The 11,647-nt window shown below is 74.8% G+C and carries 10 protein-coding genes and 1 pseudogene; 3 read left to right on the top strand and 8 right to left on the bottom strand.

Translation table 11 applies throughout. The features are described 5' to 3' along the window. Positions 1-131: 131 nt before the first annotated feature. On the bottom strand, positions 132-911 hold the full coding sequence (locus tag AB0442_RS29395) for a polysaccharide deacetylase family protein (RefSeq protein WP_366166615.1): 780 nt from the start codon (positions 909-911) through the stop codon (positions 132-134). 213 nt (positions 912-1,124) lie between these two features. Here AB0442_RS29395 and AB0442_RS29390 point away from each other — a divergent pair, with 213 nt between their 5' ends. Further along, positions 1,125-1,568 carry a nitroreductase family deazaflavin-dependent oxidoreductase gene (locus AB0442_RS29390; RefSeq protein WP_366166614.1) on the top strand — a complete coding sequence of 148 codons (444 nt, stop codon included), beginning with the start codon at positions 1,125-1,127 and terminating at the stop codon, positions 1,566-1,568. A 60-nt stretch (positions 1,569-1,628) separates the two neighbouring features. On the opposite strand, the gene AB0442_RS29385 is transcribed toward AB0442_RS29390, so the two are convergent. Both AB0442_RS29385 and AB0442_RS29380 read right to left on the bottom strand, forming a co-directional pair. After that, positions 1,629-2,633: a YdcF family protein gene (locus AB0442_RS29385; protein ID WP_366166612.1), complete on the bottom strand. Its 1,005-nt coding sequence runs from the start codon at positions 2,631-2,633 to the stop codon at positions 1,629-1,631. 112 nt (positions 2,634-2,745) lie between these two features. Then, the gene (locus AB0442_RS29380; RefSeq protein WP_366166610.1) at positions 2,746-3,954 is read right to left on the bottom strand and encodes an FAD-dependent monooxygenase; all 1,209 of its coding nucleotides are present in this window, start codon (positions 3,952-3,954) and stop codon (positions 2,746-2,748) included. Between the two features lie 180 nt (positions 3,955-4,134). Here AB0442_RS29380 and AB0442_RS29375 point away from each other — a divergent pair, with 180 nt between their 5' ends. Both AB0442_RS29375 and AB0442_RS29370 read left to right on the top strand, forming a co-directional pair. Beyond that, a complete protein-coding gene (locus tag AB0442_RS29375) occupies positions 4,135-5,133 on the top strand; it encodes a TetR/AcrR family transcriptional regulator C-terminal domain-containing protein (RefSeq protein ID WP_366166608.1) in 999 nt (332 codons plus the stop codon). 44 nt (positions 5,134-5,177) lie between these two features. Continuing rightward, positions 5,178-5,537, top strand: a complete 360-nt coding sequence (locus AB0442_RS29370; protein WP_366166620.1) for a cupin domain-containing protein — start codon at positions 5,178-5,180, stop codon at positions 5,535-5,537. 13 nt (positions 5,538-5,550) lie between these two features. On the opposite strand, the gene AB0442_RS29365 is transcribed toward AB0442_RS29370, so the two are convergent. The 5 genes and pseudogenes from AB0442_RS29365 to AB0442_RS29345 all read right to left on the bottom strand — a co-directional run. Then, positions 5,551-5,751 carry a hypothetical protein gene (locus tag AB0442_RS29365; RefSeq protein ID WP_359984734.1) on the bottom strand — a complete coding sequence of 67 codons (201 nt, stop codon included), beginning with the start codon at positions 5,749-5,751 and terminating at the stop codon, positions 5,551-5,553. Positions 5,752-6,020: 269 nt separating this feature from the next. Next, complete coding sequence (locus AB0442_RS29360; RefSeq protein WP_366166607.1) at positions 6,021-6,704, bottom strand: response regulator; 684 nt, start codon at positions 6,702-6,704, stop codon at positions 6,021-6,023. A gap of 66 nt (positions 6,705-6,770) precedes the next feature. Then, positions 6,771-9,323, bottom strand: a complete 2,553-nt coding sequence (locus AB0442_RS29355) for a sensor histidine kinase KdpD (RefSeq protein WP_366166605.1) — start codon at positions 9,321-9,323, stop codon at positions 6,771-6,773. A gap of 185 nt (positions 9,324-9,508) precedes the next feature. Next, on the bottom strand, positions 9,509-10,108 hold the full coding sequence (locus AB0442_RS29350; RefSeq protein WP_366166604.1) for a superoxide dismutase: 600 nt from the start codon (positions 10,106-10,108) through the stop codon (positions 9,509-9,511). A gap of 300 nt (positions 10,109-10,408) precedes the next feature. Continuing rightward, positions 10,409-11,646: pseudogene (locus AB0442_RS29345) on the bottom strand (AbfB domain-containing protein); the annotation flags it as partial. Position 11,647 lies beyond the last annotated feature (1 nt).

Raw genomic sequence — 11,647 nt, 5'->3', positions numbered from 1 at the left:
GCCGGCTGAGCGCGGCGGGTCGGGTCGGCCGGGGTCGGCGAGGCCCAGCGGGTCGTCCACCCTGCCAGGCCCGGCCGCCCACGGCGGGCAACCTGCCGGATCCCGTGCCGCCGGGGCGGATCGACGGTGCGTCAGACGAGCGAGGCCAGGTCGATGACGGTGTAGCCGCGGGACTCCACGGCGTCGACGACGGCGGGCAGGGCGCGGGAGTCGACGTTCGGCCCCGAGGTCTCGGTGGAGCCGAGGTGCATCTGGAGGATCGTGCCGGGCCGGATCGCCCGGACGGCGCGGTCCACCGCGTCCTGGACGCTCACGCCGCCACCCTCGCCGAGGTAGCCGAGGGTGTCGTCGGTGAACTCGATGTCGGCGTAGCCGAGCGCGTTGACCTGGGCGATCGCGGACGGGCTGGTCTCGCTGTAGGGGAAGCGGTAGAAGGGCAGCGGGTCGGTGCCGGTGGCCCCGCGGATCGCCTCGGCGGCGCGCTCCACCTGCTCGCGCAGGCCGGCCGCGTCGAGGTCGGAGAGTTCGGGGTGGTCGTAGGAGTGGCCGGCGACGCCGTGCTCGGCCGCGATGGCTGCGGCCGCCTCCGGGTCGGCCTCCGCGAACTGCCCGGTCAGGAAGAAGGTGGCGGGGACGCCGCGGCCGCGCAGCTCGTCGAGGACGGCGTCGATGCCGTCCTCGTTCCAGGCGGCGTTGAAGGTGAGGGCCACCACCGGGTCGTCGGTGGGGATCAGCCGGATCTCCTCACCGAAGAGGTCGGCCAGTCCGCGGCGGGCCGGGAGCGGCCGGGGCCGGTCCGGGCCGGGACCGGCGGGACGCCGGAAGTCCGCCGGGCTGCCGAGCGGGAGGACGAGGGCGGCGCCCGCGGCGAGGAACGTCCGCCGCCGGAGCGGCTGCTGAGGGTGCGTCATCAGCGCAGTATCCGGCCGTTCCGGGACGCCCGGCGCCCGACACGCCTGTGTGGCGGGCGGGCCGTCCGCCGGTGGGGTGCGACACGCTCGGCGGGTGGGCGGGGCGTGACTCGCCGTGCGGCGGGTGATAGGCCGGAGGCTGTGCGGGGAGGCGCTCCCCGCCCGGGCGGCGTCCGACGGCGCCCGGGTGCGACGGCAGACGGGATGGTGGGCATGCCTCTGGAGGGCGAGTACGAGCCGAGTCCGGAGCAGTGGGTGCGGGACCAGGTGGAGCTGTACGAGAGCTCGGGCGGCACGCGGGGCACCACCCTGCGGGGCATGCCGGTGGTCCTCCTCACCACGCTCGGCGCACGCAGCGGCAAGATCCGCAAGACCCCGCTGATGCGGGTCGAGCACGACGGCAGGTACGCGGTCGTCGCCTCGATGGGCGGGTCACCGCGCCACCCGGTCTGGTACCACAACGTGGTGGCGAACCCGCTGGTCGAGCTGCAGGACGGGCCCGTCCGGCAGGAGATGTCCGCCCGTGAGCTCGGCGGCGCGGAGAAGGCCGAGTGGTGGGAGCGCGCCGTGGCGGCCTTCCCCGACTACGCGGCGTACCAGAAGCGGACGGATCGGGAGATCCCGGTCTTCGTGCTGGAGCCCGTCGGCGGTGGCTGACCGCTCGGCGGCTGACCGGTCAGGTGCCGCCGACCGGTCGGCGCGCGGCGGGGACGGACGTCAGGGCCGCCAGCCGGCGGTGGCGCCGAGGACGACGAGCAGCAGCACCGCGCCCGCGTTCGTCCGCGGGTAGCAGAGCAGCAACGCGCCGAACTCCCGCAGGACGGCACCGGGCCAGAGCACTCCGGCCGTCGGCGCGCCGACCACCTGCCCGGACACGCCGGCCCGCCGGGCCTCGACGGCGGTGCGCAGCACGTGGAAGTTGCTGGTGACCACGGTGCACCGGTAGTCGGACCGGTGGTCTCGCATCAGCCGGTCGCTGAACCGCAGGTTCTCCGCGGTGTTGCGGGAGCGGTCCTCCCGCAGCACCGCGGCGGCGGGCACGCCCCGGTCGGCGGCGTACCGGGCCATCGCCTCGGCCTCGCTGAGCTGCTCGTCGGTGCCCTTGCCGCCGGAGACCACCAGGACGGGCGCCGGCGGCCCGTGGCGCTCCTGCTCGGCGCGGAGTCCGAGGGCGCGGTCTAGCCGGGCGGCGAGCAGCGGCGACACCCGGTCGTCGTCCAGTCCGGCGCCGAGCGCCACCACGAAGTCGACCTGCCGGGGCGGCGGGATCCGGCCGTACAGCGCCGAGTACCCGAGGCAGCACAGCAACAGGAACGCCAGGTAGCCGGCGACCAGCAGGGCGGCCGCGGCGGCCGCGTGCAGCGGCCGGGAGTCGACCCGGGCCGCCGTCCACAGCACCCCGATCAGCACCAGCCCGGCCGACCCGGCGAGCAGCGGCAGCAGGTGGACGGGGCTGCCGCCCGCCCGGCGCACCATCAGCACCCCGTTGCCGACCAGCAGCACGGCCACGGCCAGCGCGGCGAGCAGGGTGGCGACCGGCAGTGCGTCGGCGACGGCCCGGGCCGTGCCCGGCGGCAGCCGGTCCAGCTCGCCCAGCAGACCGGCGGCCGCGGCCGCCACGGCCAGCCCGAGCAGCACCGCGTTGCTCAGCCGCCGCAGGTCCCGCGCGGCGCCGATCACGAAGAGGACCAGCAGAACGGCGGCGAGCAGGAAGGCGACCATGCCGCGATGGTAGGCGCCCGCACCCGAACGGCGGCACGGCCGGGACCCAGGAGAGGTCTCTTCAGCGGCGGGCTCAGGTGTGTGGCATCCCGTACGCCTTCGAAGACACGTCCTAGCGGGCGGCCGGGAGACCGTACTCGGGCAGGGCGATGTCGCCGGCCTTGGCGAACTGGGCGGCCAGCAGCTGCCGCATCGGCCAGCGGTTCATCGACCGCATCGACATCGTGCGCAGCCGGATCGCCAGCGCGCTGTTCGGGGCGAATCCGCCGGCGCCGCCGGGCGGCAGCTCCTGGGCCTTGGTGACGTACGGCCGCATCACCCGGTCGTAGCGCCGGAACGCGGCGGCGAGGTCGCCGTCGGCGGCGGCCGCCTCGCCGGCCAGGACGTAGGCGCCGACCAGGGCGAGGCTGGTGCCGAGGCCGGTGAGCGGCGAGGGGCAGTGGCCCGCGTCGCCGAGCAGCGCGACCCGGCCGCGGGACCAGGTGTCCAGGTGGACCTGGCCGAGCGAGTCCAGGTGGAAGTCGGTGGAGCGGCGCATCGCGTCCAGCAGCCTCGGCGTCTCCCAGCCGACGCCGGCGAACCGCCGTGCCACGAGCTCCTGCTGGGCGGCGGTGTCCCGGCGGTCGAACTCCAGCGGTCCCGAACGGAAGCCGAAGCCCGCCTTGACCTCGCCGGGCAGGCGGCCGGGGCGCACCGAGGCGACCAGGCCGCCCGGCGCGTTGTGCATCAGGTACCAGCCGTCCAGGTCGAGCTCGGTCTCGGCGGTGAACCAGGCGAGGTAGAGGTCGAGCGGCCGCACGCACTGCGACTCCGGGCCGAAGGCCAGGCCGCGGACCACCGAGTGCATGCCGTCGGCGCCGATGACGGCGGCGTAGCGCCGCGTCCCGGCCCGTTCGAAGTCGACGGTGACGCCGTCGGCGTCCTGGGCGAGCGCGGTGACGGTGTCGTCGAAGAGGTACTCGGTGTAGGGCGCGGTGTCCTCGTACAGCAGGCCGGCGAGGTCGCCGCGGAGGATCTCGATCTCGGAGACGATGCCCTCGCCGCCGAAGGCGTCGGCGGGCAGCCGGGAGGTGATCCGGCCCGCCGCGTCGACGGTGGCGATGCCCTTCTGGTCGAGGCTCAGTTCGCGGGCCCGCTCCATCAGGCCCATCCGCGAGATGACGGTGCGTCCGGCGCCGCGGAGGTCGACGGTCTGGCCGCCCGGGCGCGGCGCGGGTGCGCGCTCCACGACGGTCACCGTGAAGCCGGCCGCGTGCAGCCAGTGGGCGAGGGCCGGACCGGCGATGCCGCCGCCGGAGATCAGGATGTCTGTGTTCCCCATGCCGTCGAATGTACGATGTACGCATCACGCCACGCAAGCCTGAAATCGCCTTCCCAACAGGGCATTTACCCCTGGTGCACTAGTGCTCCTGACGGGTGGTGCACTGCTCTCGGGCGGTCCGGGCGCAGGTGTGGCTAGGCTGACCGGCAGAGCAAGGTGCACTAGTGCGGAGGGGACGGCATGGACCGGACCGACGGATCGCGGTACCGCAGGATCGTCGATGAGCTGCGGGCCAGGATCGAACAGGGCGAACTGGCCCCGGGCGACCGGGTGCCCTCCACCCGGGAGATCACCCGGCAGTGGGGCGTCGCCATGGCGACCGCGACCAAGGCGCTCACCGAACTCCGCCGGACGGGGCTGGTCCGCGCCGTCCCGGGCATCGGCACCGTCGTGGCCGCGCCGCAGGCACCGTCCCCGGCCGGTCCTCCCCCGGCGGCCCCTCTCCCGGCCCCCGTGAAGGCTCCCCGCACCGGCGCCACCGACCCCCGCGGCAGCCGGGACGCCGCCCTGACGGCGGACCGGATCGTGGCCGCCGCAACGGCGGTCGCCGACGCGGAGGGCCTCGCCGCACTCTCCATGCGGCGCGTCGCCGCCGAACTCGGCGTCGCCACCATGTCGCTCTACCGGCACGTGGCCGACAAGGACGACCTGCTGCTGCGGATGCTCGACACCGCCCTCGCCGAGTTCGGCTTCCCCGACGAACGGCCCGACGGCTGGCGCGAACCGCTCGCCCTCGCCGCCCGGATGCTCTGGGACACCTGCCGCCGCCACCCCTGGCTCGCACCCGCGCTCTCCATGACGCGGCCCCAGATCGTCCCCTCCGCCATGCCGTTCACCGAATGGGTGCTCGGCGCCCTCGACGGCCGCGGCCTCGACCCGTGGACGGTCTTCACCACCCACCTCACGCTCTTCAACTACGTCCGCGGCACCGCCGTCAACGTCGAGTCGGAGAGCACCGCCATGGCCGACAGCGGCCTCGACGCCGACGAGTGGATGGCCACCCAGGAACCGGCCCTGCTGGCCCTGATGGACACCGGCCGCTTCCCCCTCCTGCAACGACACGTCACCGACGGCTACGACTTCGACCTCGACCGCCTCTTCGAGTTCGGCCTGCAACGCCTCCTCGACGGCATCGCCGCCCTGGTCGACGGCCCGCGCCCCGGCCCGGCCACCGCGTAGCATCGGCCCGTCCGCTGTAGGAGGCTCAGGAGGCCGTCGTGGAGATGTTCCGGTTCGACCGCGCGGAGACGGTCGTCGACCGGTTCGGCAGCACGGGCACCGCAGCCACCGGCGTCGCGGCGGGCGAGGGGGCGGTGCGGCTGACCTGCCTGACGATCGCACCCGGCGGCGTCCTCGGCGCCCATCCGGCCCCGGTGGAGCAACTGTTCCTGGTCGTGGCCGGCGAGGGCCGGGTCGCCGGCCCGGACGGCACCCGGGTGCCCGTCTCCGCCGGGGACGCCGTGCACTGGGCCACCGGCGAGGAGCACGGCTCCGGCAGCACGACCGGGCTCACCGCCCTTGCGCTGGAAGGGCCGTCGGTGCGGCACCTCGCCCCGGCGGCGGGTGGGCCTGCGGCGGGGTGAGGGCGGGTGGGGATCAGGCGGTCGGCTCGGAGAAGGTGAGGCCGCCGGCGGCGAGGGGGCGGCGGTCCGCGGCGGTCGGGGCCTCCTGGCCGGGCGGGGGCAGGAAGAGGGCACGGTCGATCGGCGGCAGCGGCCGCCGGTCGGGGACGCCCGGCGCGTCGGTGTGCGGGGCGGAGAAGACGGGCAGGCCCAGCGGGCGGCGATCATCGGTCACGAGCGGCAGCCTGTCCCATCGGCCCCCTCCCGGGCAACGGGATTCCCCCGGGAGTCCGCGCAGATGCTGTGAAGACCCACCGGACGGAAGGCGGATCAGGGGCGCGTGGGGGCACCTCCCGGCCGAAGGCCGGGGAGAGCTGCGCAACCCGGATGCGGCTCAACGATGGACTCGGGCCGAGCCTGGTCCTGTACGGAAACCCACCCCCGGACTGCGCAGTTCCCCGCGCCCCTGATGGCGGTGCCGCTGGTCCGCTGCCCCTGGGGGCCTCACGGCTCGAAGCGGTAGCCCATGCCGGGTTCGGTGACGAAGTGGCGGGGGCTGGAGGGGTCGTCCTCGAGTTTGCGGCGGAGTTGGGCCATGTAGACCCGCAGGTAGTTGGTCTCGGTGCGGTAGGCCGGCCCCCACACCTCCTGCAGCAGTTGCTTCTGGCTGACGAGGCGGCCGGCGTTGCGCGCGAGCACCTCCAGCAGGTGCCACTCGGTGGGCGTCAGGCGGACGTCGGTGCCGCCGCGGTGGACCTTCTTGGCGGCGAGGTCGACGGTGAAGGACCCGGTGGTGAGCACGGCCTCGGCGCCGCCGGCGGTCACCGGTTCGGCGCGGCGGACGGCGGCCCGCAGCCGGGCCAGGAACTCGTCCATGCCGAAGGGCTTGGTGACGTAGTCGTCGGCTCCGGCGTCGAGCGCCTCGACCTTCTCGTCGGAGGCCTGCCGGGCGGAGAGCACGATGATCGGGACGCGGGTCCAGCCGCGCAGGCCGCGGATCACCTCCGTGCCGTCCATGTCGGGCAGGCCGAGGTCGAGGACGACGACGTCCGGGGGCCTGGCGGCGGCCGCGGCGAGGGCGGAGGCGCCGTCGTGGGCGGCGTCCACCTCGTACTTCCGTGCCTTGAGGTTGATCACCAGGGCGCGGACGAGCTGGGGTTCGTCGTCCACCACGAGGACCCGGGTCATGGGGTGTGCGCCGCCTTTCTGCGGTTGGCTGTGCTGTGCCCCGGCGGTGGCCGGGGCACGGGTGGTTCAGGAGGTGCTGGGGGTGGGTTCGCGGGGTACGCGCGCGGTGCGGGCGGCGGCCAGCGAGACCACCATGGTGAGTCCGCCGCCGGGGGTGTCCTCGGCGGTGATGCTGCCGCCCATGGCTTCGGCGAAACCGCGGGCGACGGCGAGGCCGAGTCCGACGCCGTTGCCGCGCGGGGCGTCGCCGTGCCGCTGGAAGGGCGCGAAGATCCGTTCCCGGGCCTCTTCGGGGACGCCGGGGCCGCGGTCGGCGACGCGCAGTTCGACGCGGTCGCCGCCGGGCAGCCGGAGGGCGTCGGCCCGGACGGTGACGGGCAGGTCGGGCGGGCTGTACTTGACGGCGTTCTCGACCAGGTTGGCGACGACCCGTTCCAGCAGTCCGGAGTCGGCGCGCACCAGCGGCAGGTCCTCCGCGACGTCGAGCCGGACGGCGCCGGCGGGCACTCCGGCGAGGGCGAGCGGGACGACCTCGTCGAGGTCGACGTCGCGCTGCAGCGGGGTGACGCTGCCGGTCTGCAGCCGGCTCATGTCGAGCAGGTTGTTGATCAGCTGGTTGAGCCGGTCGGCGCCCTCCTCGATGCCGGCGAGCAGTTCGGCCTCGTCCTCGGGGCTCCAGGCGACGTCCTCGGAGCGCAGTGAGGTGACGGCGGCCTTGATGCCGGCGAGCGGGGTGCGCAGGTCGTGCGAGACGGCGGCGAGCAGCGCGGTGCGGATCCGGTTGTTGTCGGCGAGCCGGCGGGCCTCTGCGGCCTCCTCGGCGAGCCGTTGCCGTTCGAGGACGGCGACGGCCTGGGCGGCGAAGGCGCCGAGCATCCGGCGGTCGCCGGCGGGCAGCACCCGGCCGGTGAGGACGAGGGCGAGCCGGTCGCCGACGGGGACGTCGACGGTGGCGTCCTCGGGACGGGCGGCCGGGCGGTGGCCGACGGCGGCGCGGGTCTGCCAGGAGCCGCGGTCGCCGGGGCGTTCCAGCAGGGCGACGGACTCCATCTGGAAGGTCTCCCGGACGCGTTCGAGCAGGTTCTCGGGTCCGTCCTGGCCGCGCAGCGCGCTGCCGGCGAGGAAGGCGAGGGTCTCGGCCTCGGCCCGGCTGCGGGCGGCCTGCTGGGAGCGACGGGCGGCGAGGTCGACCACCGAGGCGACGGCGATGCCGACGCCGACGAAGACGCCGAGGGCGAGGATGTTGGCCCGGTCGGTGATGGTGAAGGTGTGGGTGGGCGGGGCGAAGTAGTAGTTCAGCAGCGCCGAGCCGACCAGGGCGGAGGCGATCGCCGGGAAGACGCCGCCGGCCAGGGCGGCGCCGACGGTGAGGGTGAGGAAGAGCAGGACGGCGGTGGGCAGCCCGACGCCGGGGCCGAGGGCGAGCAGCAGCAGGGTGAGCAGGACGGGGCCGAGGCAGCCGAGCAGCCAGCCCGCGACGGTGCGCAGCCGGCCGAGTTTGACGGGGAGTCGGCCGGGCAGGCCGGGTCGGCCGCGGGCGGCGTGTTCGTGGGTGACGACGTGCACGTCGACGTCGCCGGACTCGCGGATGACGGTGGCGCCGACGCCGGGGTAGAGCAGGGAGCGCCAGGCGCGGCGGCGGCTGGTGCCGATGACGACCTGGGTGGCGTTGACGCCGCGGGCGAAGTCGAGCAGGCCGGCGGGGACGTCCTCGGCGAGCACGGCGTGGTAGCTGCCGCCGAGTTCCTCCACGAGGCGGCGCTGGGCGGCGAGTTCGCCGGGGGCGGCGGGGGCGGCGGGGCCTTCGGGGCGGACGATGTGCACGGCGAGCAGTTCGCTGCCGGAGCCGCGGGCGGCGATCCGGGCGGCGCGGCGGATCAGGGTGCCGCCCTCGGGGCCGCCGGTGAGGCCGACGACGATGCGTTCGCGGGCGGGCCAAGTGGCGGCGATGCCCTGTTCGGTGCGGTAGCGCTGGAGGTACTCGTCGACCCGGTCGGCCGTCCAGAGCAGGGCGAGTTCGCGCAGGGCGGTGAGGTTGCCCGGGCGGAAGTAGTGCGAGAGGGCGGCGTCGACGCGGTCGGGCGGGTAGACGTTGCCGTGGGCGAGGCGGCGCCGGAGCGCTTCGGGGGACATGTCGACCAGTTCGATCTGGTCGGCGCGGCGGACGGTCTCGTCGGGCACGGTCTCGCGCTGGCGGACGCCGGTGATGCCCTCGACGACGTCGCCGAGGGATTCGAGGTGCTGGATGTTGACGGTGGAGACGACGTCGATGCCGGCGGCGAGGAGTGCCTCGACGTCCTCCCAGCGCTTGGCGTTGCGGCTGCCGGGGACGTTGGTGTGGGCGAGTTCGTCGACCAGGGCGACGTCGGGGCGGCGGGCGAGCACCGCATCGAGGTCCATCTCGGTGAAGCGGGCGCCGCGGTGTTCGACGGTGCGGCGGGGGACGGTCTCCAGGCCGGTGGCGAGTTCGGCGGTGCGGGCGCGGCCGTGGTCCTCGACGAGGGCGACGACGACGTCGGTGCCGCGGGCGGCCCTGCGGTGGGCCTCGCCGAGCATGGCGTACGTCTTCCCGACCCCGGGGGCCGCCCCGAGGTAGATCCGAAGCCTGCCGCGCGCCATGTGCACCATTCTCGTTCCGCCGCGGCGCCCGCCGTGGGTCCGGACGCCTGTTCGCGCCTCCGAGCCTAGGTCCACCGGTGGGCGCGGCACCCGGTTTGTCCGGTTCGCCGGGTGGATCCTGGCGTTTTCTTGACGCGTACGGCGGCATGCCGCCGTACGCGTCACGAGTGCCCCCGCGCCGCGGGTCAGCCCTGCGCGGCGGCGAACCGGGCGGCGACGTCCTGCCAGTTCACGACGGACCACAGCCGCTCGACGTAGTCGGGGCGGACGTTGCGGTACTGCAGGTAGTAGGCGTGCTCCCAGGCGTCGAAGGCGAGCAGCGGGGCGGTGCCCTGGCCGACGTTGCCGTGGTGGTCGTAGACCTGCTCGACGATCAGGCGCCGACCGAGCGGCTCCCAGGAGAGGACGCCCCAGCCGCTGCCCTGGACGCCGACGGTGGCGGTGGTCAGCTGCTTGCGGAGGGCCTCGAAGGAGCCGAAGTGCTCGGCGATCGCGTCGCCGAGGGCGCCGTCGGGGCGGTCGCCGCCCTCCGGGGAGAGGTTCTGCCAGAACAGCGAGTGCAGGACGTGGCCGGAGAGGTGGAAGGCGAGCGTCTTCTGCAGGCCGACGAGGCCGCCGTACTGCTCCTTGTCTCGCGCCTCGGCGAGCTGTTCGAGGGTGTCGTTGGCGCCCTTGACGTAGGCGGCGTGGTGCTTGGAGTGGTGCAGCTCCAGGATCTCGGCGGACATCGCGCGCTCGAGGGCGGAGTAGTCGTACGGCAGGTCGGGAAGCGAGTAGGCGCCCATGGCGGGACACGGCCCCTTTCGACGGACGGTGGTGATCGTGCGGGGCCACACTATTGCGCATATCTTGCAAGAGCGAATCTTATGCTTCAGCATGTTGAGTGCGAGGTCGGCCGGTCGGCCGTCCGGGGCGCCGTGCGCCCTTCCTGACCGACGATCGTCTTCCCGACCGGCGCCCGCCGGGACGCGGCCGACCCCGCGTCACGGCGTGCGCCCGGGAGCGCACGCCCCGCAGCCGCCGGCCGGCGGGTGCCCACGGGTGGGTGGGTCCGCCGGCCGGCTTCCGTGCGGTCGCGCCTCCGGTCAGGGCGCCCAGGGCACGTCGACGGACCGGGTGGTGTCGGCGACGAAGCTCGGCGTGTTGCCGTCCCAGGCGTTCGGCCCCCCGTAGGCGGCGATCCAGACCTGCGAGTCGATGTGCCGCAGGTAGCGGTCCGGGTAGTTGCAGGCGGTGAACCGGACGCCGCCGCTGCCGGGCCGGGCGCAGAAGGTCGCGTCGGCCTGGAAGAGCGCGCCGCTGCCGGCCTCCCGGTACACCCGGCTGTCGCGGTGCCGCAGGTACTGCCCCGGGTAGTTGCGCGACTCGAAGGAGTAGCAGCTGCCGTCGGCCGGGCCCGGGACGACCCTCCAGGTGGCGTCGGCCTTCAGCAGGGCGCTGCTGCCCGCGTCGACCGGGTCGGTGTCGGCGAGGCCGTCGTGGTACCGCAGCGGGTGGTGCAGCACGGGGTGGTGACCCGCAGCGACGTGTAGGCGCCCGTCTGCAGCACCGGGTTGCCGGGGGTCGTCCGGGGCGCCTCGATCAGCGCCAGGTTGGCGCTGCGCACGCGGTCCCGGTCGACCTTGACCACCTGACGGTCGTAGCCGAGCAGGCCGTTGGCCTCGTTCTCCACGTCGGTGATCCCGGTGTGGACCGAGGCGGAGAGGCCGGCCGGCATCCGGTTGAGCCGGATCGGGTCGAGCAGGCCGGTGAAGCGGTCGTTCAGCGCCGCGGTGCTCGGCTGGTCCTCGTAGCTGAACCCGCCGCCGGGGAACCACTCGTGGCCGGCGACGCGCCGGCCCAGGCCGCCGTACTCCCCGAGGACGGCGGCGCGGGTGGCGGTGGTCCGGGTCGCGCCGGGGCCGACGTGGACGCGGTTGTCGACCACGTCGCCGTTGCCGCCGTCCACCGAGCCGCAGCAGTTGACGCCGCTCACGTTGTCGACCAGCCGGGACGGGTCGCAGGCCTTCACGTCGTCGGCGATCCGGGCCTGGTCGTACCGGCCCCGGCCCTCGTTCTCGTCCACCCACTGGATCAGTGCGGGCGGGCTGCGGTGCCGGTCGACGATCCGGCGGTACTCGGTCTCCCCCTGGGTGCGGCGGCGGCGTCCGGGGCGCGGGTGTCCATCGCCGGCACGTCCCGCCGGATCAGCAGGCCGAGCCGGTCGGCCCAGTAGAACCAGCGCTGCGGCTCGACCTTGATGCGCTTGCGGACCGTTCAGCACCGGCCGCTTGACGCCGTTGACGGTGGCGACGGCGATCGAGCGCATGCCGGTGCAACTGCCG

Origin of the sequence: Kitasatospora sp. NPDC085895 (assembly GCF_040702125.1) — a bacterium.
In the GTDB taxonomy this organism is placed as follows: domain Bacteria; phylum Actinomycetota; class Actinomycetes; order Streptomycetales; family Streptomycetaceae; genus Kitasatospora; species Kitasatospora arboriphila.
The sequence above is the reverse complement of the archived record's forward strand: the minus strand, read 5'-3'. Positions and strand labels throughout refer to the sequence as shown.

What these genes read in the sequence shown, in the direction of transcription:
- AB0442_RS29395 (WP_366166615.1), bottom strand. Translation starts at nt 911, where the DNA reads ATGACGCACCCTCAGCAGCCGCTCCGGCGGCGGACGTTCCTCGCCGCG.
- AB0442_RS29390 (WP_366166614.1), top strand. Translation starts at nt 1,125, where the DNA reads ATGCCTCTGGAGGGCGAGTACGAGCCGAGTCCGGAGCAGTGGGTGCGG.
- AB0442_RS29385 (WP_366166612.1), bottom strand. Translation starts at nt 2,633, where the DNA reads ATGGTCGCCTTCCTGCTCGCCGCCGTTCTGCTGGTCCTCTTCGTGATC.
- AB0442_RS29380 (WP_366166610.1), bottom strand. Translation starts at nt 3,954, where the DNA reads ATGGGGAACACAGACATCCTGATCTCCGGCGGCGGCATCGCCGGTCCG.
- AB0442_RS29375 (WP_366166608.1), top strand. Translation starts at nt 4,135, where the DNA reads ATGGACCGGACCGACGGATCGCGGTACCGCAGGATCGTCGATGAGCTG.
- AB0442_RS29370 (WP_366166620.1), top strand. Translation starts at nt 5,178, where the DNA reads ATGTTCCGGTTCGACCGCGCGGAGACGGTCGTCGACCGGTTCGGCAGC.
- AB0442_RS29360 (WP_366166607.1), bottom strand. Translation starts at nt 6,704, where the DNA reads ATGACCCGGGTCCTCGTGGTGGACGACGAACCCCAGCTCGTCCGCGCC.
- AB0442_RS29355 (WP_366166605.1), bottom strand. Translation starts at nt 9,323, where the DNA reads ATGGCGCGCGGCAGGCTTCGGATCTACCTCGGGGCGGCCCCCGGGGTC.
- AB0442_RS29350 (WP_366166604.1), bottom strand. Translation starts at nt 10,108, where the DNA reads ATGGGCGCCTACTCGCTTCCCGACCTGCCGTACGACTACTCCGCCCTC.